This is a genomic window from Pseudomonas sp. R2-37-08W, assembly GCF_003851705.1.
Lineage (GTDB): Bacteria > Pseudomonadota > Gammaproteobacteria > Pseudomonadales > Pseudomonadaceae > Aquipseudomonas.
In genome coordinates this window covers 4336495-4360000 of the sequence record NZ_CP027728.1, presented here as the reverse complement: position 1 = coordinate 4360000, position 23506 = coordinate 4336495, and the positions used below count along the sequence as shown (strand labels likewise).

The following is a 23506-nucleotide window of genomic DNA, read 5'->3' as shown; positions in this document are numbered from 1 at the left end:
GAGTTCATATCGACGGCGGTGTTTGGCACCTCGATGTCGGCTCATCACATCCTGGGGCTGAAGCCGGTCCCAAGGGTATGGCTGTTCGCCATTTAAAGTGGTACGCGAGCTGGGTTTAGAACGTCGTGAGACAGTTCGGTCCCTATCTGCCGTGGACGTTTGAGATTTGAGAGGGGCTGCTCCTAGTACGAGAGGACCGGAGTGGACGAACCTCTGGTGTTCCGGTTGTCACGCCAGTGGCATTGCCGGGTAGCTATGTTCGGAATAGATAACCGCTGAAAGCATCTAAGCGGGAAACTAGCCTCAAGATGAGATCTCACTGGGACCTTGAGTCCCCTGAAGGGCCGTCGAAGACTACGACGTTGATAGGTTGGGTGTGTAAGCGCTGTGAGGCGTTGAGCTAACCAATACTAATTGCCCGTGAGGCTTGACCATATAACACCCAAGCAATTTGCGTCGGCTCTTTAATCCAGAGCAACCAGATTGCGGTGTGTGAAGACGCAATGAACCGAAAGTTCGATGCTCACAAAACACCGACTTCTATTACATACCCAATTTGCTGAAGCGAGGCCACATGGTCACGACTCAGTACCCGAATTTCTTGACGACCATAGAGCATTGGAACCACCTGATCCCATCCCGAACTCAGTAGTGAAACGATGCATCGCCGATGGTAGTGTGGGGTTTCCCCATGTGAGAGTAGGTCATCGTCAAGATTAAATTCCGAAACCCCATTTGCGAAAGCAGGTGGGGTTTTGTTTTGGGCGGTCGAAACCCTCACACCTCTTGCAAACGCCAGCCTGCTCGCGAGATCGCCGACGCCAATGCGAACGTACCGGTAAGGCTCTATATCCTATAGAGCGCTCTATTCTGGCCTTTTATGGCAGATACCCAAAGACCAGTCGAACCTTGGCTATGATCAAGGTTCACAGATGGTGCGTTGTATATTTATCTCCACTTCATGTACCTCGCAGACACGCATACAGCGTCTGAACGGTTAAGCAAAATAATCCCGGAAACGGCTCATGCCGCCTGTCCGGACCCGACCACTGCGGACTATCATGCCGATAGCCCTGTCCCCTCACTGCAAGGAGCCGCTCGGAACGCCGATGCGCCAAATCTGGAAATCTTTTCGAGCCCTCTATTTCGCTTCCCTGATGATGCTGATCGGCTCCGGCCTGCTCAGTACTTATCTGGCCTTGCGTTTGGCGGCGGATAACGTCGATAGCCTGTGGGTCGGTGCGCTGATGGCGGCCAACTACTTTGGCCTGGTGCTGGGCGGCAAGATCGGACACCGTTTGATTGCGCGTGTTGGCCATATACGCGCTTACGCTACCTGCGCCGGTATCGTCGGTGCGGCTGTGCTGGGTCATGGCTTGATCGATTGGCTACCGGCGTGGATCGTGCTGCGGGTGATTGTGGGCCTGGGAATGATGTGCCAGTACATGGTCATCGAAAGCTGGCTCAACGAGCAGGCCGATGCCAAGCAGCGCGGCGTAGTGTTCAGCGGCTACATGATCGCCTCCTACCTCGGTCTGGTGCTGGGCCAGCTGATCCTGGTCATGCATCCCCACCTGGGTCTTGAGCTGCTGATGCTGGTGGCGCTGTGCTTCGCCCTGTGCCTGGTGCCGGTGGCCATGACCCGCCGCATTCACCCGGCACCATTGCACCCGGCGCCGATGGAGCCGCGTTTCTTTATCAAGCGTGTGCCCCAGTCGCTCAGCACAGTGCTGGGGGCAGGGCTGATCGTCGGCTCGTTCTACGGCTTGGCACCGCTCTATGCCTCCCAGCAGGGGTTGACGACCGAACAGGTCGGTTTGTTCATGGGCTCCTGTATTTTTGCGGGACTGCTCGTGCAGTGGCCGCTGGGCTGGTTGTCGGACCGCTATGACCGCGCACTGTTGATTCGCTGCTTTGCCTTGTGTTTGGCGGTGGCGGCGTTGCCTCTGGCGATCATGACCCAGGTCCCTCTGGAAATGCTGTTTGTGGCGGGCTTCCTATGTTCACTCGTGCAGTTTTGTCTTTACCCGTTGGCAGTGGCGTTTTCCAACGATCATGTGGAAGGGGATCGCAGGGTGTCGCTGACCGCTATGTTGCTGGTGACTTACGGCATTGGGGCCAGTATCGGTCCGCTTCTGGCGGGCGTGCTGATGAAGCTGTTTGGCAGCCAGATGCTGTACGCCTTCTTCAGTTTGTGTGCGTTGATCCTGGTATGGCGTATTCGGCCGAAGGCGGTGACTAACCTGCACCAGGTAGACGATGCGCCGCTGCATCACGTGGCAATGCCTGACAGCATGTCCAGTTCGCCGTTGGTGGCCGCCCTTGACCCACGGGTAGATGAGCAGGTGGTACAGGAGCAGATGCAGGCCACTGTTCCTGAGCCAGAGCCCGAACCCACGGTGGACGAGCCGGCTGCGCAGACGCCACCGGAGCCAACGGACCCGGACGATCATCCCCATGATTTGAGCAGGGCACGCCCCTGAACGAAAAAACGGGCAGATCCCATCAGGATCTGCCCGTTTTTTTACAGCTGCGTCCAAGGCTTAAAAATCGTCATCCTTGTCGAAGCGTCGAGCTTCGCGCTGCAGTTGATACACAAAACGCTCCACCTGGCGCTGCACCAGGCCGCTCATGTTATGGAAGCGCACACCCGCGAAGGTGGTGTTGATCTTGTCTTCGAAATGCAGGTAACGCAGCTCGACAGCGGTGGTCATGTTGCCGAACGGCAGCGCGGCGACAAAGCGGTCATAGACTTGGCCCAGCTGTAAGCGGTCGGAAATGTCGCCTTCAAAGCGCAATTTGCATCCGGTGGCCGAGATATCCAGCAGCTTGCCATTGAACGGTGCCTTGAGCTTCTCGCCGCCCAGTTCGATGTTCACCAATTGCGCCAGCTTCAATGCAGCGCGGAACGCGTTACGACGTTGATGGTAGACCACCTCGCCGGGCATGCTGCCAGTGTAGATACGGTGGCCATCTTTTTCGCTGATGCTCAGCGTGCCGTTACTTTCCCAGGCGACCCGCACGCCATCATGGAAACCCTCGATGCGGAAGGGCTCGCCATTTTCCAGGTAACGTTCACCATCGCGCGGGATCATTTCGTCCAGTGCCAGCGTCTTGTTATCCCGATCGATATCCACCAGATAGCTTTGGAAGCGTTGGCTGCGTTCGTGGAAAGTGATGATCAATGGATCATGGCTTTCCTGGAGCATTCGCAAAGTGCTGGCGATTTCCAGAGGCGTGGTGAGGACCTTCGGTGGCTGCGGTGCATCTTCCGCATTAAGGGCGTTGAACACAGTTGTTCCATCTCCAGGCAAAATACGACTACACGCAAGAACCGGCATTTTGCCAGTATGTAGCGCACCTTGGATAGCTCGCGCTGTAAACCGGCGTCAGGCTTGGCTGCGGGTGCTTGGCTTGACCAGGCGTGAAGTGGAACCTTGGGCGTTATACAGGGCCGGTGGCTCGCCGCCGTGAAGGATGCGTAACTGGTTGGCGGTGGTGGCTTGCTGAAGCTGGATCGACTGGCCGTTGAGCAGATTGGCTTCCTGGCACTGGGCGAGCAACTGATTGAGTTCTTTGCTTTGCGCCAGCAATTGATCGCCGACCGAAGAATGACTCGCCAGCTGTGCCAGGCCGTCGTGATCGGCGGGCAGGCCCAGGCTGGTGAGGATTTCGCTGCGCTTCTTGCCGTGCTGTTCGAGCAGCACAATCAGCGACTGTTTGCGCGCCAGTATTTCTTCGAGCAAAGGCATATCCCGGCCATACAGGGCCAGGGATTCCTCTTTGAGCAGCTCGAGCAATTGCTGCGTCGGCGCCAGATCATCAATGATCAGTTGAAGCAAATGTTCGTCGTGGTGCATGGCTGGCCTTGGGTTTTAAGCGTCCAGAAGCCCAGCGCAGGCCTTTGCCTAGCGCTCGGCTTCGAAGTTAAGCAGCTTGCTGGCTACACGGTTGCTGTCGACCGTATAAGTGCCATCGGCGATTGCCTGTTTCAACTCGGCCACACGGGCTTTATTGACAATCGGTTGATCGCGCAGCGAGTCAGTGACCTTCTGCAACTGTTGAGCCTCATTGCTCAGGTGTACCGATTCCCCACTCTGGCTCGCGCTTGCTTGCTCTGCCTTGGCGGGCAAGGGCTGGGACTTGGCTTCTACGCTGTCCTTGGTACCGTTGGTGCGCGTGTTGCCTGGTAAGGGCTGAGTGCTGTTCAAACGATTGAAATCAATGACCATGATAAAAAAACCTCTGGGTAGTGGACGCTTGCCATGTTTTCGGCCATACCCAAACAAACTTTAGGCTTTAGTGACAATAAACCTGTACGGCGCGGCATCCAACCCACAGTGTAGGAAAAGCGGGCAATTGATTCCAGTCTCTATAGCGCCACCTCGACTTGGCCGGGGGCCGTCACCCGTGCCTTGATCACACGGTTGGAGTTGAGGTTCTTGACCCGGATCTGTTCGCTCATACCACCATTGGACAGCGCTTCCCCCGGCATTCTTACGTTCAACCCGCCGCTGCTGGCGGAAATCACCACTTGGTCACCCTTGCGAATCACTTCCGCCTGCTCCAGATGCACCAGCGTGATCACCTGATCGGTGACCATTGGTCGGGTGAGTCGCTGCCCGATAGCCTGGTCCAGGGATGTCAGGTAACCCTGGTTGATCAGGCTGATATCCCGCTCACGCAGCACAACATCGTCATAGCCAATAATGCCGGTGCGCTTCAAAGGGCGCGCCACCACGACCACGTCGCGGAACAATTTGACCTGGGCCGGAACAAACACCGTCCAGGGGGAGGCGCTCTCACAGCGGACTTTAACGGTTACCCGACCGATGGGCTGGGCGGGGCTTTCCAGGGTGGCTGTCAATTCCTTGTCACACATTGGCAGGCGCAGACGCGGGTCCAATGGGTTGACCTGGATTTCATAGCGCCCCGGAGTCTGGGTGGCCGCCAGATAATCTTCTACAGTGAATTCAAGAAAGCCCTGGGTGACGCCGATAAGTAGATCAGGCAGGGTGACGTTGTCGGCACGAGCCGTAACGCCCACGCCCCAGACAAGCAGCGCCATCGCGGCGCAGAGCAGTCTGCGGTACTTTGGGCGGCTTGGACGTCGGGAAACTGTCATTTTAATATCCATAGCCAAGCAAATTGCAAAGCTCGTGCCGTTTAGTGTTGGGTACGCATCGTACCTCTGGGATTTAGGAGTCTGGGCATGGCAGGAGTAATGGATTCAGTAAACCAGCGCACACAGCTGGTAGGGCAGAATCGCCTGGAGTTGTTGCTATTTCGCCTGGACGGCAAGCAGCTGTACGGCATTAACGTGTTCAAAGTGCGGGAAGTGTTGCAGTGTCCCAAGCTGACGATCATGCCTAAATCCAGTCCGGTGGTATGCGGCGTAGCCAATATCCGTGGCGCAACCATTCCGATTCTTGATTTGGCAATGGCTACCGGCTCCGCTGGTTTGCAGGACCGTCAGAGCCCGTTCGTCATCATTACCGAATACAACACCAAGACCCAGGGGTTCCTGGTGCGCTCGGTGGAACGTATCGTCAATATGAACTGGGAAGAGATCCATCCGCCGCCCAAGGGCACCGGGCGCGATCATTACCTGACGGCCGTGACGCGGGTTGATAACCAGTTGGTGGAAATCATCGACGTAGAGAAAATTCTCGCCGAAGTGGCGCCCACGTCGGAGACCATCTCGGTCGGTGTGGTGGATGCCGAGACAGCGCACAAGGCGGTGTCCCTGCGCGTGTTGACCGTGGACGACTCCTCTGTCGCCCGCAAGCAGGTCACGCGCTGCCTGCAAACCATCGGCGTCGATGTGGTGGCCCTCAATGACGGACGCCAAGCCTTGGATTACCTGCGCAAGCTGGTCGATGAGGGCAAGAAGCCGGAAGAAGAATTTCTGATGATGATCTCCGACATTGAAATGCCGGAAATGGACGGCTATACCCTTACAGCTGAAATACGCAGCGATCCACGCATGCAAAAATTACATATCATCCTGCATACTTCGTTGTCGGGGGTATTCAATCAGGCAATGGTCAAGAAGGTCGGCGCAGATGACTTCCTGGCTAAATTCCGGCCTGATGACCTCGCATCCCGGGTAGTCGACCGGATCAAGGCAGCAGATCACGGCTAGGGGATTTCCCCTGGCGGTCACACGATTTAAGAGGCGGTATCATTGTCTACGGGTAATTTGGATTTCGAACAGTTCCGGGTCTTCCTGGAAAAAGCCTGTGGCATATTGCTCGGTGAAAACAAGCAATACCTGGTATCCAGCCGTCTCAACAAACTGATGGAACAGCAGGGCATCAAGTCCCTGGGTGAGTTGGTCCAGCGGATCCAGGGGCAGCCGCGCAGCGGGCTCAAGGAGATGGTGGTCGATGCCATGACCACTAACGAAACCCTGTGGTTTCGCGATACCTACCCGTTTGAGGTGCTCAAGAACAAAGTGCTGCCGGCGGCCATCAAGGCCAGCCCGGGCCAGCGCCTGCGTATCTGGTCGGCGGCGTGCTCTTCCGGACAGGAACCGTATTCGATCTCGATGTCCATCGACGAGTTCGAACGGACCAACATGGGACAGTTGAAGGCCGGCGCGCAAATCGTCGCGACTGACTTGTCCGGCACCATGCTCACCAACTGCAAGACGGGTGAATACGACAGCCTGGCCCTGGGCCGGGGTTTGTCCCCGGAGCGTCTGCAGCGCTACTTTGATCCGAAAGGGGCAGGGCGCTGGGCGATCAAGGCGCCGATCAAGAATCGCGTGGAGTTCCGCTCGTTCAACCTGCTCGACAGCTACGCCAGCCTGGGCAAGTTCGACATGGTGTTCTGCCGCAACGTGCTGATTTATTTCTCGGCCGAAGTGAAGAAAGACATCCTGTTGCGCATCCATGGCACGCTCAAGCGTGGCGGGTATCTGTTCCTCGGCGCTTCGGAAGCCTTGAACGGATTGCCGGATCACTACCAGATGGTGCAGTGCAGCCCGGGAATCATCTACCAGGCCAAATAGGCAGTACGCAGTCAAAATGTGGGAGGGGGCTTGCCCCCGATAGCGGTGGTTCAGTTGATATCTTTATCACTGATACACCGCCATCGGGAGCAAGCCCCCTCCCACATTTGTTTTGCCACCATCCCACCGGAAGCGGCAAATCGTATTGCCGCTTTACTGACGCCACGCGGAAGGTACTTGCCGCTTTTCTGGCATTGCCACCGGCAACCTCCCCGCCAGCCCTTGATATATGGGCCCCCCGCAGATTGGCATGCACCTTGCTATAGCCCTGTTAACGAATAGCAGGTCAGCCTAAAGGTTTCCGCCATGAGCATCAGCTTCGATAAAGCGCTCGGTATCCACGAACAAGCCCTGGGCTTCCGCGCCCAGCGTGCCGAAGTCCTGGCCAACAACATTGCCAACGCCGATACCCCGAACTACAAGGCTCGGGATCTGGACTTCTCCGCCGTGCTCGCCGCGCAGCAGGACAAGACCAAGAACGGCACCTTCGCCTTGAACATGACCAACAGCCGTCATATCGAAGCGCAAGGCCTGAGCAGTGGTGACGAGTCGCTGCTGTATCGCACGCCAATGCAGCCATCAATCGACCAGAACACCGTCGATGCTCAACTGGAACAATCGAACTACGCCGAAAACTCGGTGAGTTTCCAGGCCAGCTTTACCCTGCTCAACAGCAAATTCAAAGGGCTGATGTCAGCCCTGCGTGGAGAATAAGCCATGTCCCTGTCCAGTGTTTTCAATATTGCCGGCAGTGGCATGAGCGCGCAGACCACGCGTTTGAACACCGTCGCCAGTAACATCGCCAACGCCGAGACCGTGTCTTCGAGCATCGACCAGACTTACCGTGCCCGGCATCCAGTGTTCGCCACCATGTTCCAGGGCGGCCAGAGCGGCGGCAGTGATTCGTTGTTCCAGAACCAGGATGCTGCCGGCCAAGGCGTGCAGGTACTGGGTGTGGTCGAAGACCAGAGCAACCTCGAAGCGCGTTACGAGCCCAACCATCCGGCGGCGAACGAAAAGGGTTACGTCTATTACCCCAACGTCAACGTGGTCGAGGAAATGGCCGACATGATTTCCGCCAGTCGCTCGTTCCAGACCAACGCGGAAATGATGAACACCGCCAAAACCATGATGCAGAAGGTCCTGACCCTGGGTCAGTGATAAGGGGCGCCAAATAATGGCCATCGTTGATACGTCGAACAATACGGCAGTCCAGGACCTCTTCAATTCCAAGGTCAAGGACGCTTCAAACAATGTAGCGAATGTTTCCAAGGCCGCCACCGGCGACCAGGCCCTCGGCAAAGATGCATTCCTGCAATTGCTGGTGACCCAGCTGAAAAACCAGAACCCCTTGTCGCCACAGGATAACGGTGCGTTCGTGGCCCAGCTGGCGCAGTTCAGCAGCCTGGAAGGCATCAACACCCTGAATGACTCGGTGAATAACATCTCGAGCAACTTCAGCTCATCCCAGGCGCTGCAGGCTTCGTCGCTGGTCGGACGTTCGATCATCACCCAGACCGACAAGGCGCTGGTCGATACCAGCAAGAGCATGACCGGTTCGGTGGCGGTGACAGCGGCGACGGGCAACGTCTCGGTCAAGATCACCGATAAAGACGGCAACGTGGTGCGCACCCTCGATCTGGGCGCCCAGAGCGCAGGGACTTCGGACTTTATCTGGGACGGCAAGAACGACGCGGGTGAGGTGGCCCCAGCCGGTACCTACACATTCGCGGCCTCCACCAAGAATGACAAAGGCGACGCGGTTGCCCTGGCCACTTCGCTGCCGGCAACCGTCACCAGCGTGACGCTGAGCAAGACCGGCGGCGAGATGCTGCTGAACCTGGCAGGCGGCATGGGCAGCGTCAAGCTGTCGCAAATTCAGACTATCGGTACATAGAGCCGGCTAAATACGGCAGAGGGAGAGAAACATGTCTTTTAATATCGGCCTTAGCGGCCTCTATGCGGCCAACAAACAACTGGACGTGACCGGCAACAACATCGCCAACGTCGCGACCACGGGCTTCAAGTCGTCTCGTGCAGAGTTCGCGGATATCTACGCGGCGTCCAAACTGGGCACCGGCCAGAACAGCATCGGCAATGGTGTGAACCTGGCGGCGGTATCCCAGCAATTCACCCAGGGTGACGTTAACGGCAGCGGCGGTATCCTGGACATGGCGATCCAGGGCGGTGGCTTCTTTGTACAGAAGGGCAGCGACGGTTCGCTGGAGTACACCCGCAGCGGTGCCTTCCGTGCCGACAAAGACGGCTTCATCACCAACAACACGGGTACCTCGCGCCTGCAGGGTTACGCGGCGGATGATGACGGCAAAATCATCAAGGGCGGGCTCACCGACCTGCAACTGAACCTGACTAACCTGCCGCCCAAGGCGTCCACCAAGGTGGACTCCACCAGTAACCTGAATTCCTCGGAGCCTGTGATCGACCAAACGGCCAAGCCGTTCGACCCGACCAAGACCGATACCTTCACCACTCAATACAGCACCACTTTGTACGACTCCCAGGGCAACGCGCACCCAATGGTGCAGTACCTGGTGAAAACCGACGGCAACAAGTGGAATGCCTATACCCTGATCGACGGTCGCAATCCTGATGGTTCGGCACCGACGGGCACCCCGTCGACCCCGCCTGTGGCGTCGACATTGACCTTCGATGGCGCGGGCAAACTCACCAGCGTGGTGACCGGTGGTGTGTCCGATAAGACGCTCACCGTTGCAGGCTGGGTGCCGGGCACAGTGACTAATGGTGTGTGGAAGGCTAACGGCGCGAACGCCAACCCGGGCGGGATTGCCGTCAACATGGCCAACATTACCCAATACAATTCGGCCACCTACCGTAACCCTCCGGTCACCGATGGCTATGCCACCGGCCAGATCACCGGCCTGAAGATCGACGGCAACGGCGTAATGTTCGCCACCTTCAGCAATCAGCAGAGCAAGGCCATCGGCCAGATCTCGCTGGCCAGCTTCAACAACGAACAAGGCCTGCAACCCGGCGGCAGCACCACCTGGAAAGAGACCTTCGCTTCGGGCCAGCCTGGGTACGACACTCCGCAAGCCGGCACACTGGGTTCGATCGTGGCCAACTCCCTGGAGAACTCCAACGTCAACCTGACCAACGAACTGGTGGACCTGATCAAGGCCCAGAGCAACTACCAGGCGAACGCCAAGACCATTTCCACCCAGAGCACCATCATGCAGACCATCATTCAGATGACGTGATGCGGTAGCGCTCGACAAGAAGCCCCTCTTAGGAGGGGCTTTTTTGTGGGCGTAAGAAAATAGCCTGCGGCACATCGGGTAACGCCCGGAAATGCTTGAGAAGGAACGCTTCAATCCTGGCGCACCACTGATCGGGCAACGGCCCTGGGGGGCTCAAGAATCAGTGAGGAGGGCTTGGAATGTGGAGCTCAGGAATATCTGCGCCAGGTGCTGGGCGCATAAATCATGTACCGGTCATTGCGCGTAGGGAGTCAGCTCCCCCCGAACCTGCTGGTGAAGTGTCCGCGGTCAAGACATTACTCAACCAGTTGTTCGATGCCGAACAAGGCTCCAAGACCCAGACGGCTCAGGATTTGCGCGACAAGTTGAATGAGCTGCGCCAGAAACTGGGTGATGAGAAATTCAAGGAAGTGCTTAACAAGCTGATCCAGGAAGCGGATGACAAATTCCTTGAGTTCCTCAAACGGATGCTGGAGGAATGGTTTCCCAATGATGATGTAGCACCGCCTGCCCCGCCGCCGCCGGGAGGTCGCGGTGGTGGAGGAGGTGGCGGCGGTAGAGTGAGCCCGGAGGGATTTGGTCCTGTCGAGTCCATGAGCAACAAGCCGATTACCGAAGGCTCAAAGCATTTCAATTACAAGCCTGATAACAGTAATCCGGGGAAAAAGCCGGACAATATCTGGAGTGGGTTCAGCCAGGGGCCTGATGGCAATTGCGTTACCGTTTCTGCAATAAAGGCCGCCATGATGCATTTCGGCCAGAAACCGACAGACATCTACAAAAGTGTGAAAGAGACCGCCAATGGTTACGAGGTGGTCATGAGGGACAGCGACAAGGTCTACAAGTTAACCAAGGACGAATTGCAACAAGCGGCAACCTATGCACGATTTAAGGGTGATGATCCACAAATGATGACTGATGCCAACTTCATGTTTGCGATGAGTGCCAAGCGGGCACAAATGGAGAACAACGATGGCACGGCTGGGAAGGGTTTTATTGAAGCGATGAAAAGTGTGAACGATGGTGAGTACTCTCGTGAAGGGTTAGACCGTTTGGGGCTCAGGAATCATTACAGGCAGGCTACGGATGCCGACTTGCGAAGCAGCAAGGTGGGTACAGTCGCGTACGGGGGGCATTCCATGGCGGTGATCAACGGGCGGGTTGAGTTGTGGGGCCGTCGAGGCGGTGTGCCTCAGGCGGGTATCGCAACCGTATTGTTTTAGCCGCGCACGAACGTTTCACCAGGCAAAAGAAAGCCCCCGATACACCAGAGGCCTATCGGGGGCTTTTCAGCCTTGGGGTCAAACCCAGGGCGTGCTCAGCTTATTGGCAAGCCTCACAATCCGGCTCGTCAATCGCACAAGCCTTCGGCACCGGTGCCGGGCCGGCTGGCGCAGCGAGTACCGAATCGTCACCGTGGTTGCCGCTGGAAACCGCGTTGAGCTTACCGGTGTTGATAGTCGACTTCTCGGTGCTGGTCGCGGCCAGGGCACGGAGGTAGTAAGTGGTTTTCAAGCCACGGTACCAAGCCATGCGGTAGGTCACGTCGAGCTTCTTGCCCGAAGCACCGGCAATGTAGAGGTTCAGGGACTGCGCCTGGTCGATCCACTTCTGACGACGGCTGGCGGCGTCAACGATCCACTTGGTGTCCACTTCGAACGCAGTGGCGTAGAGCTCTTTGAGTTCCTGCGGGATGCGCTCGATCTGTTGCACCGAACCGTCGTAGTACTTCAGGTCGTTGATCATCACCGAGTCCCACAGACCGCGGGCTTTCAGGTCGCGAACCAGATACGGGTTGATCACGGTGAATTCGCCCGACAGGTTCGATTTCACATACAGGTTCTGGTAGGTCGGTTCGATCGACTGCGAAACGCCAGTGATGTTGGCGATGGTCGCGGTCGGTGCAATGGCCATGATGTTGGAGTTACGAATACCTTTCTGCACACGGGCACGTACTGGCGCCCAGTCCAAGGATTCTTCCAGGTCAACGTCAATGTACTTCTGGCCACGTTGCTCGATCAGGATCTGTTGCGAATCCAGCGGCAGGATGCCCTTGGACCACAGCGAACCCTGGAACGTCTCGTAGGCGCCGCGCTCGTCGGCCAGGTCGCAGGACGCCTGGATTGCGTAGTAGCTGACCGCTTCCATGGACTTGTCGGCGAACTCGACGGCAGCATCGGAACCGTAAGGAATGTGCTGCAGATACAAAGCGTCCTGGAAGCCCATGATGCCGAGGCCGACCGGACGGTGCTTGAAGTTGGAGTTCTGCGCCTGTGGCACCGAGTAGTAGTTGATGTCGATCACGTTATCGAGCATGCGTACGGCGGTGTTGACGGTGCGCGCAAGCTTTACGGTGTCCAGCTTGCCGTTGACGATGTGGTTCGGCAGGTTGATCGAGCCCAGGTTGCAAACGGCGATCTCGTCCTTGTTGGTGTTCAAGGTGATCTCGGTGCACAGGTTCGAGCTATGCACCACGCCGACGTGCTGCTGCGGGCTGCGCAGGTTGCACGGGTCTTTGAAGGTCAGCCATGGGTGGCCGGTTTCGAACAGCATGGACAGCATTTTGCGCCACAGGTCTTTGGCCTGGATGGTCTTGAACAGCTTGACCTTGCCTGGGTACTCGGTGAGGGCTTCGTAGTACTCGTAGCGCTCTTCGAAGGCCTTGCCGGTCAGGTCGTGCAGGTCCGGCACTTCGGATGGCGAGAACAGGGTCCACTTGCCGTCATCGAAGACACGCTTCATGAACAGGTCAGGGATCCAGTTGGCGGTGTTCATGTCGTGGGTACGACGACGATCATCACCGGTGTTCTTGCGCAGCTCGATGAACTCTTCAATGTCCATGTGCCAGGTTTCCAGGTAGGCACACACAGCGCCTTTGCGCTTGCCACCCTGGTTCACGGCAACGGCGGTATCGTTCACCACTTTCAGGAACGGCACGACGCCCTGGGATTTACCATTGGTGCCCTTGATGTACGAACCCAGTGCACGAACCGGCGTCCAGTCGTTACCCAGGCCACCGGCGAATTTGGACAGCATGGCGTTGTCGTGGATCGCGTGGTAGATGCCCGACAGGTCGTCCGGCACGGTGGTCAGGTAGCAGCTCGACAGCTGTGGACGCAGGGTACCGGCGTTGAACAGGGTCGGCGTGGACGACATGTAGTCGAAGGACGACAACAGGTTGTAGAACTCGATCGCACGGTCTTCTTTGTGCTTCTCTTCGATCGCCAGGCCCATGGCCACGCGCATGAAGAACACTTGCGGCAGTTCGAAACGGATACCGTCCTTGTGGATGAAGTAACGGTCGTACAGGGTTTGCAGGCCCAGGTAGGTGAACTGCTGGTCGCGCTCGTGGTTGATCGCCTTGCCGAGTTTTTCCAGGTCGAAGGTGGCCAGGATCGGGTTCAGCAATTCGAATTCGATACCCTTGGCGATGTAGGCGGGCAGCGCCTTGGCGTACAGGTCAGCCATCTCGTGGTGGGTGGCGCTGTCGGCCACGCCCAGGAAACCCAGGCCTTCGGCGCGCAGGGTGTCCATCAGCAGGCGCGCGGTGACGAACGAGTAGTTCGGCTCACGCTCGACCAGGGTACGGGCAGTCATCACCAGGGCGGTGTTGACGTCGGTCAGGGCCACGCCGTCGTACAGGTTCTTCAGGGTTTCGCGCTGGATCAGGTCACCATCGACTTCTTCCAGGCCTTCGCAGGCCTCGGTGATGATGGTGTTGAGGCGGCCCAGGTCCAGCGGCGCAAAGCTGCCATCGGCCAGGGTGATGCGAATCGAAGGATGCGCCTGGACGGATTCGGCGGCCGGCGCGTGCACGGCACGTTCCTTGGCCCGGGAATCACGGTAGATCACGTAGTCACGGGCAACTTTCTGCTCGCCGGCACGCATCAGGGCCAGTTCGACCTGGTCCTGGATTTCTTCGATGTGGATAGTGCCGCCCGATGGCATGCGACGCTTGAAGGTCGCGGTCACTTGTTCGGTCAGGCGTGCAACAGTGTCGTGGATGCGCGACGAGGCGGCAGCGGTGCCGCCTTCAACTGCAAGAAACGCTTTGGTGATGGCGACGGTGATTTTGTCATCGGTGTAAGGAACGACAGTGCCGTTACGCTTGATCACGCGCAATTGGCCAGGTGCAGTGGCGGCCAGATCCAGGTTCGAATCAGCGGCCTGCGGCACGGAGCCCTGCGGGTTCTCGCGAGTTGTGTCGGTTTGCATGGGGGGTTGTCTCCACGTTCTATATTTGATTGCGAGTGCCAGGCTTTCCTGCAACACCCGTACCGTTTTCCATGTCTCGGATGAAAAACAGCTGCCATCCGCGTGAGCGGTTTGGTCTACTGAAAATCGGTTGGTTCCACGCTGTGCCAGCAATAAAACGCTTGAATTTCGAGCCGCTTATGTGGTTGGGCGCTTATTGCCAAAACCCTACATGTAGGGTCTCTGGAAGTGCCGAGGTACAAGATAATGCGTTTTTGGGGGCTTAGCAACGTACTACCTGTGGATAACGCTGTGGGTAAAATGTGTATGAATCATGGAACGCCCGTGTAGGCCGCAGTACTGCTGGATTACGCCGCCTGTCACCGAATATTTCCAGGCAAAAACTGTCGGTTGGATTTTTGAGGGCGCGAACCCTATCACAAAAAAACGCCATGACCGAATGGATTTCCAGGCTTGTGTTCAGGGGTTGGCCCGTGGCTACAATCGACCCTTGTTATGCCCTCAATACATGACAATCAGGGTATGCCTCGACCGTGTCGACCATCAGCATTTCTTATAACAATGAGGACACCGCGTGGAGCAAGAACCCTGGCAGATATTGATTGTCGAGGACGACGAGCGACTGGCCGAGCTGACCCGCGAATACCTGGAGAGCAACGGCCTGCGGGTGTCGGTGGAGAACGACGGCGCCCAGGCCGCAGCGCGCATCATCGCCGAACAACCGGACCTGGTGATCCTCGACCTGATGCTGCCGGGCGAAGACGGCCTGAGCATCTGCCGCAAGGTGCGCGAGCGCTATGAGGGCGTGATCCTGATGCTGACGGCGCGTACCGATGAGATGGACCAGGTGCTCGGCCTGGACCTGGGCGCCGACGACTACGTGTGCAAACCCGTGCGCCCGCGCCTGTTGCTGGCACGCATCCAGGCCCTGCTGCGGCGCAGCGAGCCGGCGTTACCGGTTGTGGTGGAAAACCAGCGCCGCCTGCAATTCGGCCCGCTGGTGGTGGACAACGCCTTGCGCGAGGCCTGGTTGCACCAAAAGGGTATCGAACTGACCAGTGCCGAGTTCGACCTGCTGTGGCTGTTGGTGGCGAATGCCGGGCGCATTCTCTCGCGCGAAGAAATCTTCATTGCCCTGCGTGGCGTTGGCTACGACGGCCAGGATCGCTCGATTGATGTGCGCATCTCACGTATTCGACCGAAGATCGGCGATGACCCGATCCACCCGCGCCTGATCAAGACCATCCGCAGCAAAGGCTACCTGTTCGTGCCTGAAGCCGCCGCCGATATGCCCCTGTGAACTCGATCTTCCTGCGCATCTACGGCGGCATGTGCGCCGCGCTGATCCTGGTCGCGCTGCTGGGCGTGCTGGCGCTGCACTTGCTCAACGATGTGCGCAGCGACCAATACCGCGAGCGCCTGGCCCACGGCACCTTTGCGCTGATGGGCGACAACCTGCAGCCCATGAGCGCCCTCGAGCGCCAGCGTGCATTGGCGGTGTGGGAACGATTGCTGGGCATCCCGCTGCAGTTGCGCACTTTCACCGATGCACAGCTGGACCTGAGCCAGCGCAAGCGTCTGCAACGTGGCCAGGTTCTGGTGGAACAGACCGGGCCCCATGCCGCGCGTGTAGTGCGCCTGGTCAGCGAACCGGAGCAATTGGTGCTCACCGGCGAAGTGCAGCAGATCAGCGAGCAACTGGCCCGCGCCACGATCTACCTGCTGGCCGACGAACTGGTGCGGTTCCCGGTGGCCGAGCAGCCGCAACGTTTGGCTGATCTCAAGCAGGCCAAGGGTTTTGGTTTCGAGATGCACCTGATGGCCCTCGACCAGGCCGATATGGACGACGACCAGCGCCGTCGCGTGGCGGAGGGCGATACGGTGATGGCCCTGGGCAAGGGCGGTGATTCGATCCGCGTGTTCGCCGGCATGGTCGGCACGCCGTGGGTGCTGGAGATCGGCCCGCTGTATCAAATGAACCCGTACCCCGCGCAATGGCTGGTCCTGATCGCCCTGATCGGCCTGACCCTGATCGGTTTGATCGTCTACCTGTTGGTGCGTCAGCTCGAGCGCCGGCTCAAGGGGCTGGAGGCGGCGGCCACGCGGATCGCCAAGGGCAATCTGGAAGTTCGCGTACCGGCCCGTGGCGCCGATTCGGTAGGGCGGCTCGCGGCCGCGTTCAATGGCATGGCCGAGCACCTGCAACAATTGCTGGCGATTCAGCGTGAACTGGTGCGTGCGGTGTCCCACGAACTGCGCACGCCGGTAGCGCGCCTGCGCTTCGGCTTGGAGATGCTGGGCGATGCCACCACGGCCGAGGCGCGGCGCAAATACCTGGAGGGCATGGACGGGGATATCCAGGACCTCGATGGCCTGGTGGATGAAATGCTCACGTACGCGCGCCTGGAGCAGGGCGCGCCGGCGTTGAACTTCCAGCGCGTCGACCTCGATGCGTTGCTCGATCAGGTGATCGGCGAATTGTCGCCACTGCGCCCGCAGGTCAGCGTCAGCCGGGGTACCTGCCTGTCATCGGCGCATTGGCAGGATGCCTGGGTCGATGCCGAACCCCGCTACCTGCATCGCGCGCTGCAGAACCTGGTGAGTAACGCCATGCGCCACGCCAAGGGCCAGGTGCTGATCAGTTATCAGGTAGGGCAGGTGCGTTGCCGTATCGACGTGGAAGACGATGGCCCCGGCGTGCCGGAAAGCGCCTGGGAACGCATCTTCACACCCTTCCTGCGCCTGGACGACAGCCGCACCCGCGCCTCGGGCGGGCATGGCCTGGGCCTGTCGATTGTGCGGCGGATTATCCATTGGCATGGCGGGCGGGCGCTGATCAGCAAGAGCAACAACCTGGGCGGCGCGTGTTTCAGTCTGAGCTGGCCCAGGGATCAGGAGAAACCCTGATATCGCCATCGGGAGCAAGCCCCCTCCCACATTTGGAATGCATTCCCCTGTGGGAGGGGGCTTGCCCCCGATGGCGGTCTATCAAGCGCCGACAGCCACCACGCTCAACAACTGCTCCCCCTTCACCGCAAACTGCCCAACCAGCTCCTTGCCATGACACCACTCACTGGACAGGTCCGTCAGCAACCGCAGCCGCATCTGCCCCGCCAGTGACCACTCCACCACCTCGGCATGCTCAAAATAGAAGCGCTGCTGCACGATCGGGTAGAGCGCCTTGAACAGACTCTCCTTGGCCGAAAACGTAAGTGTCACCAGCAAGGCAATTTGCTCACGGGGCAGGGCCGCCATGCGCTGCAGTTCATCCACGGTGAGAATTTCGCCCGCCAGGCGTTCCGCCCGTTCCAGCGCCAGCATGTTCTCCAGGTCCATCCCCAGCCCGCGCCACTGCGCCTTATGCCCGACAATTGCTGCGGCGTGCCCGGTGCTGTGGGTAATGGAGCCGCTGATATGACCTGGCCAGATCGGCGCGCGGTCGTCACCGATGGCCGGGATGCAATCGAGATTATCCAGTCGTTGCAACGCTTCACGGGCGCACAGGCGTCCGGCGAGGAATTCCGCCTGGCGCTTGGCCACCGAGCGCTGGATGCTCGCCGGTGGCGGCACGGCGCTGCGCTGAAAATCCTCAGGGTTCAATAAGGCCGGGTCGAAACGCGTGCTCAAGAATACGGTGCCGGGCAAAGGCGCAGGCAGCGGCCAATGGGCATCGAGTGGGGTACAACAGGCGGGTAGGGGCATCATGCGCGACATTTTGCCGAGTTGGCGCGCCAGTGCATAGCCCGTTGCGGTCAAGGCCAGGTTCAGAGCCTGTTCAGGGGGAGTTCAGGGGCGCTTGCGTAGTCTGGACGTCACAGCCTAAACGCGTAAGAGGTAACGACCATGACTGCGATCAAGAAGCTGATGTTGGCGTTGACCATGCTCAGTGCCACCGCCGGCGTGCAAGCCAGCGATAGCAGCTTTGCCGGCTTTGGCCGCGAGAAGAGCAGGAAATCCAGCAACCTGATCCAGCGTGTCAGCTTCGAAGAGGTGAGCATTCAGGCCGCCCCGTGGGGCCAGTCGCTGAGCGCTGGCGCCCCAAAACCGGGCTACCGCACCGGCTACGCGCTTGAGTCGGGCCACTACAATGGCATTAAACTGCGCCCGCAAGACGTGCAGGGCCGCTATGATATCCCTCGCTCGGACTGTTGAATTGCCTTGGAGAGCCTTATGAAATTGCTGGTGGTGGAAGATGAGGCGCTGTTGCGTCATCACCTGTTTACCCGCCTGACCGACAGCGGCCACGTCGTCGAGGCTGTGGCCAATGCCGAGGAAGCCCTGTACCAGACCGGCCAATTCAACCATGACCTGGCGATCATCGACCTGGGCCTGCCCGGCATGGGCGGCCTGGACCTGATCCGGCAACTGCGTACCCAGGCCAAGACCTTTCCGATCCTCATTCTTACCGCCCGTGGCAACTGGCAGGACAAAGTCGAAGGCCTGGCTGCCGGTGCCGACGACTACGTGGTCAAACCGTTCCAGTTCGAAGAGCTGGAGGCGCGGATGAACGCCTTGCTGCGCCGCTCCAGCGGCTTTACCCAATCCACCATCGTCGCCGGCCCGCTGCTGCTGGACCTCAATCGCAAGCAAGCCTCGCTGGATGAGCAGCCGCTGGCGCTGACCGCCTATGAGTACCGGATCCTCGAGTACCTGATGCGCCATCATCAACAAGTGGTGGCCAAGGACCGCTTGATGGAGCAGCTGTATCCCGATGACGACGAGCGCGACCCGAACGTCATCGAAGTACTGGTCGGTCGCCTGCGCCGCAAGCTGGAAGGGCCGGCCGGGTTCAAGCCGATCGACACCGTGCGGGGCCTGGGCTACCTGTTCAATGAGCGCTGCCGTTGATTCGCTCGCTACGCGTGCGCCTGATGCTGGCCGCCGCCACCCTGGCGGTGCTGTTCATGCTGGGCTTGCTGCCCGCCATGCAAGGCGCGTTCAGCCTGGCATTGCAGGATTCCATCGAGCAGCGCCTGGCGTCGGATGTGACCACCCTGATCTCTGCGGCACGCGTGGAAAATAACCGGCTGCTGATGCCGGCGCAGCTGCCCGATGAACGCTTCAACCTGACCGACAGCCGCCTGCTCGGCTATATCTACGACCGTGAAGGCCACCTCGTATGGCGTTCGCGGGCGACCCAGGAAGAAAACATCAACTACAAGCCGCGCTACGATGGGCGCGGCAACGAATTTGCGCGCATTCGCGAGGCCAACGGCCAGGAATTTTTTGTCTACGACGTCGAGGTCCGGTTGCTGGGCGGCAAAAGTGCGGCCTTCAGCATTGTCGCCCTGCAACCGGTGCGCGAGTACCAATTGACCCTCGAAGGCCTGCGCGAGAATCTCTACCTGGGGTTCGGCGCGGCGTTGCTGGTGCTGCTGACGTTGCTGTGGCTTGGCCTGACCTGGGGCCTGCAAGCCTTGCGGCGGCTGAGCCAGGAACTGGACCAGATCGAAGGCGGCACCCGCGAAAGCCTCAGCGAAGAACATCCCCGGGAACTGCTGCGCCTCACCGGTTCCCTCAACCGTTTGCTGCACAGCGAACGCGAGCAGCGTGCGCGCTATCGCGACTCCCTGGATGACCTGGCCCATAGCCTGAAAACTCCGCTGGCGGTACTGCAGGGGGTCAGCGAAGACATGGCCCAGCGCCCCGAAGAACGCAGCCAGGCCTGGGTGCTGCAATCGCAGATCGAGCGCATGAGCCAGCAGATCGGCTATCAATTACAGCGCGCCAGCCTGCGCAAGAGCGGCCTGGTACGCCACCAGGTCCGCCTGGAACCGGTGCTGCAAAGCCTGTGCGACACGTTGGACAAGGTTTACCGGGACAAACGCGTCACCGTCTCCCTCGAGCTGCCCGACGAGTGCGACGTGCCCATCGAGAAAGGCGCCCTGCTCGAAATGCTCGGCAACCTGCTGGAAAACGCCTATCGCCTATGCCTGAGCGAAGTGCGCATCAGCCTGGTGGAAAACCTTGAAGGCATTGAGTTGTGCATCGAAGACGACGGCCCCGGCGTACCACCGGATCAGCGCGCGCGGATTCTGCAGCGGGGCGAGCGGCTCGACCGTCAGCATCCAGGGCAGGGGATCGGACTGGCGGTGGTCAAGGACATCATTGAAAGCTATCACGCACGACTGACCCTGGGTGATTCGGCGCTGGGTGGCGCGGCGTTCAGGATTCATTTTCCGGCCGTGTGATCAGTAGTGACTGGGCTGGCGCTATCGGGGGCAAGCCCCCTCCCACAGTTTGAATGTATTCACAAATCAAACTGTGTGAACCCAGTTAAATGTGGGAGGGGGCTTGCCCCCGATGAGGCCCTCTGCCACAACACTCTTCTAACTCTCCTGCGCCCGATAGGCCCCCGGCGTCAGCCCCGTCCACTTCTTGAATGCCCGATGAAACGCCGACGGCTCGGAGAAGCCCAGTTGTTCGGCGATCTCTTGTAATGACAAATCCGCTCGCCCCAAATGGTAGATGGCGATGTCCCGCCGCAGCTCATCCTTGAGTGCCTGAAAACTGCTGCCTTCTTCGCGCAAATGCCGACGCAGGGTCTGTGGGCTGATATGCAAGTGCTGGGCAACGGCCTCCAGGTCTGGCCAGGGCGTGCGGTCGCGGCTCAACAGGCGGCGTAACTGGCTGCTCAAGCTGTCGCCTTCATCCGGGCGTGACAACAGGTCTGCGGGCGAGCGCTCGAGAAAGTGCTTGAGGGTGCGTTCGTCCTGCAACAGCGGCAGGCTCAAGTAGCGGGCGGGGAACACCAGGCTGCTGTTCGGTGCACCGAATACCAGAGGGCAGGGGAACAACAGGTCATATTCATTGGCGTGTGGCGGCATCGGGTAGCTGAACGTGGTCTGGTGCAACCGGATGCGCTGGCCGATCAGCCAACTGCCCAGGCGATGCCAGATCACCAGCAGGCATTCGCTGAGAAAGTGGTGCGGGTCCCAGAGTTGCGAGTCGTCCAGGCTCAAGCGTGCCATGTCGCCTTCCCGTGTCAGCTGCCAGCGCGGGCCGTGTGGGAATAGGCTATAAAACAATAAGCCGCGTTCCAGCGCCTTCTCCAGCGTGCGGCAATGAATCAGCGCATGGCACATCATGGCAAAGGTGCCGCGCTTGCTTGGCCCGTCGGCGAAACCCAGGTATTCGTCATCCAGCGCCAGCCAGAGCATTTGCAGCAACCGGGTAAATTGCTCCGGAGCGATACGCGCACGGGGTTCGCTCAGCAGTTCGGGGGTGATGCCCGCCTGCTGCAACAGGCCCGAGTAGTCGTAACCGCCCCGACGCGCGCCCTCCAGGGCGGCGCGGGCGAAGTGACTGGCGATGGTGCGTTCACGCATGACAGGGCCTCGTCCATGGGAGTGGCGATGGTAGTCATCACCCGCCGAGGCAACAAGGCGGATATCCGCCAAATTGCAGGACGCGATTGGGCAGCTAGGCGGAAATCCGCCACCTGGTTCGTGTCCAGAGCAGGCCCCGGTAAACCTTCGGGCCTGATGCCTAAAGGCCTTCAGGGTGTTTAGCGTAAAGTGGCGCGCCGTTTGCAGTAAGGATGACAGCGCAGGCTTGTTCCTACAAACCTCGCAAACAACAAATCCCTCCAGTGCAGGAGGGTTCGCAATTCAAGTGTCGTGGGCAATGGCGGATATTTGCCACACGGGACGATTGAGGAACTTTGCAATGACGACTCGTCAGCCAATCTACAAATCCCTGTATTTCCAGGTGATCGTTGCAATCGTTATCGGTATTTTGCTTGGTCACTTCTACCCGGAGACCGGCGTGGCCCTCAAGCCACTGGGTGACGGCTTTATCAAGCTGATCAAAATGGTCATCGCCCCGATCATTTTCTGCACCGTGGTCAGCGGCATCGCTGGCATGCAAAGCATGAAATCGGTCGGCAAGACCGGCGGCTATGCGTTGCTGTACTTCGAAGTGGTTTCCACCATCGCGTTGCTGATCGGCCTGATCGTGGTCAACGTCGTGCAACCGGGCGCCGGCATGCACATCGACGTGGCAACCCTGGACGCTTCCAAAGTCGCCGCCTACGTGACGGCCGGTAAAGACCAGAGCATCGTCGGCTTTATCCTCAATGTGATCCCTAACACCATCGTCGGCGCCTTCGCCAACGGCGACATCCTGCAAGTGCTGATGTTCTCGGTGATCTTCGGTTTCGCCCTGCACCGCCTGGGTGCCTACGGCAAGCCGGTACTGGACTTCATCGATCGCTTCGCCCACGTGATGTTCAACATCATCAACATGATCATGAAGCTCGCGCCAATCGGTGCCCTGGGCGCGATGGCATTCACCATCGGCGCCTACGGTGTGGGTTCCCTGGTGCAGTTGGGCCAGTTGATGATCTGCTTCTATATCACCTGCCTGCTGTTCGTGCTGGTGGTGCTCGGCGCTATCTGCCGCGCCCACGGTTTCAGCGTGATCAAGCTGATCCGCTACATTCGTGAAGAGCTGCTGATCGTGCTGGGCACGTCGTCTTCCGAATCCGCACTGCCACGCATGCTGATCAAGATGGAGCGTCTGGGCGCGAAGAAATCCGTGGTCGGCCTGGTGATCCCAACCGGTTACTCGTTCAACCTTGACGGTACCTCGATCTACCTGACCATGGCCGCCGTGTTCATCGCCCAGGCGACCGACACGCACATGGACATCACCCACCAGATCACCCTGCTGCTGGTGCTGCTGCTGTCCTCCAAGGGCGCTGCGGGTGTGACGGGCAGTGGTTTCATCGTACTGGCGGCCACCCTGTCGGCCGTAGGCCACTTGCCGGTTGCCGGCCTGGCGCTGATCCTGGGTATCGACCGCTTCATGTCCGAAGCCCGTGCGCTGACCAACCTGGTGGGTAACGCAGTGGCCACCCTTGTTGTGGCCAAGTGGGTCAAGGAACTGGACACCGACAAGCTGCAAAGCGAACTGGCGTCCGGCGGTACCGGTATCTCCGACACCCGCCAGGAAGACGACCTGGGCGTGGCCGAAGGCCCTGCGCCTGTCATCAAGTAAGCCGCTGATGGCGTGAACCTGCGCCGCTCGGTTATCC

General features: G+C 59.2%; 21 protein-coding genes and 2 rRNA genes (1 of these 23 cut by a window edge). 16 read left to right on the top strand and 7 right to left on the bottom strand.

All coding sequences use genetic code 11. The features are described 5' to 3' along the window. The 3 genes from C4J93_RS20060 to C4J93_RS20050 all read left to right on the top strand — a co-directional run. Window positions 1-435: ribosomal RNA gene (locus tag C4J93_RS20060) — 23S ribosomal RNA — on the top strand (it extends 2457 nt beyond the left edge of the window). A gap of 165 nt (window positions 436-600) precedes the next feature. After that, window positions 601-716 (top strand): 5S ribosomal RNA (gene rrf / locus C4J93_RS20055). Window positions 717-1109: 393 nt separating this feature from the next. Then, window positions 1110-2483: an MFS transporter gene (locus C4J93_RS20050; protein ID WP_124368051.1), complete on the top strand. Its 1374-nt coding sequence runs from the start codon at window positions 1110-1112 to the stop codon at window positions 2481-2483. Between the two features lie 60 nt (window positions 2484-2543). Here the strand turns inward: C4J93_RS20050 and C4J93_RS20045 are convergent, their stop codons facing one another. The 4 genes from C4J93_RS20045 to flgA all read right to left on the bottom strand — a co-directional run bounded on the left by C4J93_RS20045 (window position 2544) and on the right by flgA (window position 5137). Beyond that, window positions 2544-3293, bottom strand: a complete 750-nt coding sequence (locus C4J93_RS20045; protein WP_124368050.1) for a flagellar brake protein — start codon at window positions 3291-3293, stop codon at window positions 2544-2546. Window positions 3294-3389: 96 nt separating this feature from the next. Next, window positions 3390-3860: a flagella synthesis protein FlgN gene (locus C4J93_RS20040; RefSeq protein ID WP_124368049.1), complete on the bottom strand. Its 471-nt coding sequence runs from the start codon at window positions 3858-3860 to the stop codon at window positions 3390-3392. Window positions 3861-3908: 48 nt separating this feature from the next. Then, the gene (flgM, locus tag C4J93_RS20035) at window positions 3909-4232 is read right to left on the bottom strand and encodes a flagellar biosynthesis anti-sigma factor FlgM (protein WP_124368048.1); all 324 of its coding nucleotides are present in this window, start codon (window positions 4230-4232) and stop codon (window positions 3909-3911) included. A gap of 140 nt (window positions 4233-4372) precedes the next feature. Next, the gene (gene flgA / locus C4J93_RS20030) at window positions 4373-5137 is read right to left on the bottom strand and encodes a flagellar basal body P-ring formation chaperone FlgA (protein ID WP_124430301.1); all 765 of its coding nucleotides are present in this window, start codon (window positions 5135-5137) and stop codon (window positions 4373-4375) included. 75 nt (window positions 5138-5212) lie between these two features. Here flgA and C4J93_RS20025 point away from each other — a divergent pair, with 75 nt between their 5' ends. The 7 genes from C4J93_RS20025 (at window position 5213) to C4J93_RS19995 (ending at window position 11477) form a co-directional block, all read left to right on the top strand. Beyond that, window positions 5213-6145 carry a chemotaxis protein CheV gene (locus tag C4J93_RS20025; protein ID WP_124430300.1) on the top strand — a complete coding sequence of 311 codons (933 nt, stop codon included), beginning with the start codon at window positions 5213-5215 and terminating at the stop codon, window positions 6143-6145. A 42-nt stretch (window positions 6146-6187) separates the two neighbouring features. After that, window positions 6188-7015, top strand: a complete 828-nt coding sequence (cheR, locus tag C4J93_RS20020) for a protein-glutamate O-methyltransferase CheR (protein ID WP_124364034.1) — start codon at window positions 6188-6190, stop codon at window positions 7013-7015. A 306-nt stretch (window positions 7016-7321) separates the two neighbouring features. After that, on the top strand, window positions 7322-7729 hold the full coding sequence (gene flgB / locus C4J93_RS20015; RefSeq protein WP_124430299.1) for a flagellar basal body rod protein FlgB: 408 nt from the start codon (window positions 7322-7324) through the stop codon (window positions 7727-7729). Between the two features lie 3 nt (window positions 7730-7732). Continuing rightward, window positions 7733-8176 carry a flagellar basal body rod protein FlgC gene (gene flgC / locus C4J93_RS20010; protein ID WP_024076985.1) on the top strand — a complete coding sequence of 148 codons (444 nt, stop codon included), beginning with the start codon at window positions 7733-7735 and terminating at the stop codon, window positions 8174-8176. Between the two features lie 16 nt (window positions 8177-8192). Continuing rightward, entirely contained in the window at window positions 8193-8912 is a 720-nt protein-coding gene (gene flgD / locus C4J93_RS20005) for a flagellar hook assembly protein FlgD (RefSeq protein WP_124430298.1), read from the top strand. A 31-nt stretch (window positions 8913-8943) separates the two neighbouring features. Continuing rightward, window positions 8944-10254 carry a flagellar hook protein FlgE gene (flgE, locus tag C4J93_RS20000; protein WP_124364032.1) on the top strand — a complete coding sequence of 437 codons (1311 nt, stop codon included), beginning with the start codon at window positions 8944-8946 and terminating at the stop codon, window positions 10252-10254. A gap of 179 nt (window positions 10255-10433) precedes the next feature. Then, a complete protein-coding gene (locus tag C4J93_RS19995; RefSeq protein WP_124368043.1) occupies window positions 10434-11477 on the top strand; it encodes a hypothetical protein in 1044 nt (347 codons plus the stop codon). Window positions 11478-11577: 100 nt separating this feature from the next. Here C4J93_RS19995 and C4J93_RS19990 read toward each other — a convergent pair whose 3' ends face one another. Beyond that, window positions 11578-14469, bottom strand: a complete 2892-nt coding sequence (locus C4J93_RS19990; RefSeq protein WP_124410597.1) for a ribonucleoside-diphosphate reductase subunit alpha — start codon at window positions 14467-14469, stop codon at window positions 11578-11580. A gap of 574 nt (window positions 14470-15043) precedes the next feature. On the opposite strand from C4J93_RS19990, the gene C4J93_RS19985 reads away from it, so the two are divergent. Together C4J93_RS19985 and C4J93_RS19980 are read left to right on the top strand one after the other, a co-directional pair. Beyond that, the gene (locus tag C4J93_RS19985) at window positions 15044-15769 is read left to right on the top strand and encodes a response regulator (RefSeq protein WP_124405032.1); all 726 of its coding nucleotides are present in this window, start codon (window positions 15044-15046) and stop codon (window positions 15767-15769) included. Beyond that, a complete protein-coding gene (locus C4J93_RS19980; RefSeq protein ID WP_124405031.1) occupies window positions 15766-17376 on the top strand; it encodes an ATP-binding protein in 1611 nt (536 codons plus the stop codon). The genes C4J93_RS19985 and C4J93_RS19980 overlap by 4 nt, the downstream gene beginning before the upstream one ends. A gap of 81 nt (window positions 17377-17457) precedes the next feature. Here C4J93_RS19980 and C4J93_RS19975 read toward each other — a convergent pair whose 3' ends face one another. After that, entirely contained in the window at window positions 17458-18174 is a 717-nt protein-coding gene (locus C4J93_RS19975; protein WP_124430910.1) for a 4'-phosphopantetheinyl transferase, read from the bottom strand. Window positions 18175-18312: 138 nt separating this feature from the next. Between C4J93_RS19975 and C4J93_RS19970 the strand changes: the two genes are divergently transcribed. The 3 genes from C4J93_RS19970 to C4J93_RS19960 are packed head-to-tail and all read left to right on the top strand — an operon-like array spanning window position 18313 to window position 20660. Beyond that, window positions 18313-18621 (top strand): hypothetical protein, encoded by a 309-nt coding sequence (locus tag C4J93_RS19970; protein WP_124371583.1) that lies wholly within the window; start codon window positions 18313-18315, stop codon window positions 18619-18621. Window positions 18622-18639: 18 nt separating this feature from the next. Further along, the gene (locus C4J93_RS19965; RefSeq protein WP_010208358.1) at window positions 18640-19317 is read left to right on the top strand and encodes a response regulator; all 678 of its coding nucleotides are present in this window, start codon (window positions 18640-18642) and stop codon (window positions 19315-19317) included. After that, window positions 19314-20660, top strand: a complete 1347-nt coding sequence (locus C4J93_RS19960) for an ATP-binding protein (RefSeq protein WP_124368038.1) — start codon at window positions 19314-19316, stop codon at window positions 20658-20660. The genes C4J93_RS19965 and C4J93_RS19960 overlap by 4 nt, the downstream gene beginning before the upstream one ends. A gap of 138 nt (window positions 20661-20798) precedes the next feature. On the opposite strand, the gene C4J93_RS19955 is transcribed toward C4J93_RS19960, so the two are convergent. Further along, the gene (locus C4J93_RS19955) at window positions 20799-21797 is read right to left on the bottom strand and encodes an AraC family transcriptional regulator (RefSeq protein ID WP_124430297.1); all 999 of its coding nucleotides are present in this window, start codon (window positions 21795-21797) and stop codon (window positions 20799-20801) included. Between the two features lie 340 nt (window positions 21798-22137). Between C4J93_RS19955 and C4J93_RS19950 the strand changes: the two genes are divergently transcribed. After that, the gene (locus tag C4J93_RS19950) at window positions 22138-23469 is read left to right on the top strand and encodes a dicarboxylate/amino acid:cation symporter (RefSeq protein WP_124407955.1); all 1332 of its coding nucleotides are present in this window, start codon (window positions 22138-22140) and stop codon (window positions 23467-23469) included. Window positions 23470-23506: the final 37 nt, after the last annotated feature.

Excerpts from the sequence above, each read along its gene's own strand:
- C4J93_RS20050 (WP_124368051.1), top strand. The coding sequence starts at position 1,110 with ATGCGCCAAATCTGGAAATCTTTTCGAGCCCTCTATTTCGCTTCCCTG.
- C4J93_RS20040 (WP_124368049.1), bottom strand. The coding sequence starts at position 3,860 with ATGCACCACGACGAACATTTGCTTCAACTGATCATTGATGATCTGGCG.
- flgM (WP_124368048.1), bottom strand. The coding sequence starts at position 4,232 with ATGGTCATTGATTTCAATCGTTTGAACAGCACTCAGCCCTTACCAGGC.
- flgA (WP_124430301.1), bottom strand. The coding sequence starts at position 5,137 with ATGGATATTAAAATGACAGTTTCCCGACGTCCAAGCCGCCCAAAGTAC.
- C4J93_RS20025 (WP_124430300.1), top strand. The coding sequence starts at position 5,213 with ATGGCAGGAGTAATGGATTCAGTAAACCAGCGCACACAGCTGGTAGGG.
- flgB (WP_124430299.1), top strand. The coding sequence starts at position 7,322 with ATGAGCATCAGCTTCGATAAAGCGCTCGGTATCCACGAACAAGCCCTG.
- flgC (WP_024076985.1), top strand. The coding sequence starts at position 7,733 with ATGTCCCTGTCCAGTGTTTTCAATATTGCCGGCAGTGGCATGAGCGCG.
- flgD (WP_124430298.1), top strand. The coding sequence starts at position 8,193 with ATGGCCATCGTTGATACGTCGAACAATACGGCAGTCCAGGACCTCTTC.
- flgE (WP_124364032.1), top strand. The coding sequence starts at position 8,944 with ATGTCTTTTAATATCGGCCTTAGCGGCCTCTATGCGGCCAACAAACAA.
- C4J93_RS19995 (WP_124368043.1), top strand. The coding sequence starts at position 10,434 with ATGTGGAGCTCAGGAATATCTGCGCCAGGTGCTGGGCGCATAAATCAT.
- C4J93_RS19990 (WP_124410597.1), bottom strand. The coding sequence starts at position 14,469 with ATGCAAACCGACACAACTCGCGAGAACCCGCAGGGCTCCGTGCCGCAG.
- C4J93_RS19975 (WP_124430910.1), bottom strand. The coding sequence starts at position 18,174 with ATGATGCCCCTACCCGCCTGTTGTACCCCACTCGATGCCCATTGGCCG.
- C4J93_RS19970 (WP_124371583.1), top strand. The coding sequence starts at position 18,313 with ATGACTGCGATCAAGAAGCTGATGTTGGCGTTGACCATGCTCAGTGCC.
- C4J93_RS19965 (WP_010208358.1), top strand. The coding sequence starts at position 18,640 with ATGAAATTGCTGGTGGTGGAAGATGAGGCGCTGTTGCGTCATCACCTG.
- C4J93_RS19955 (WP_124430297.1), bottom strand. The coding sequence starts at position 21,797 with ATGCGTGAACGCACCATCGCCAGTCACTTCGCCCGCGCCGCCCTGGAG.
- C4J93_RS19950 (WP_124407955.1), top strand. The coding sequence starts at position 22,138 with ATGACGACTCGTCAGCCAATCTACAAATCCCTGTATTTCCAGGTGATC.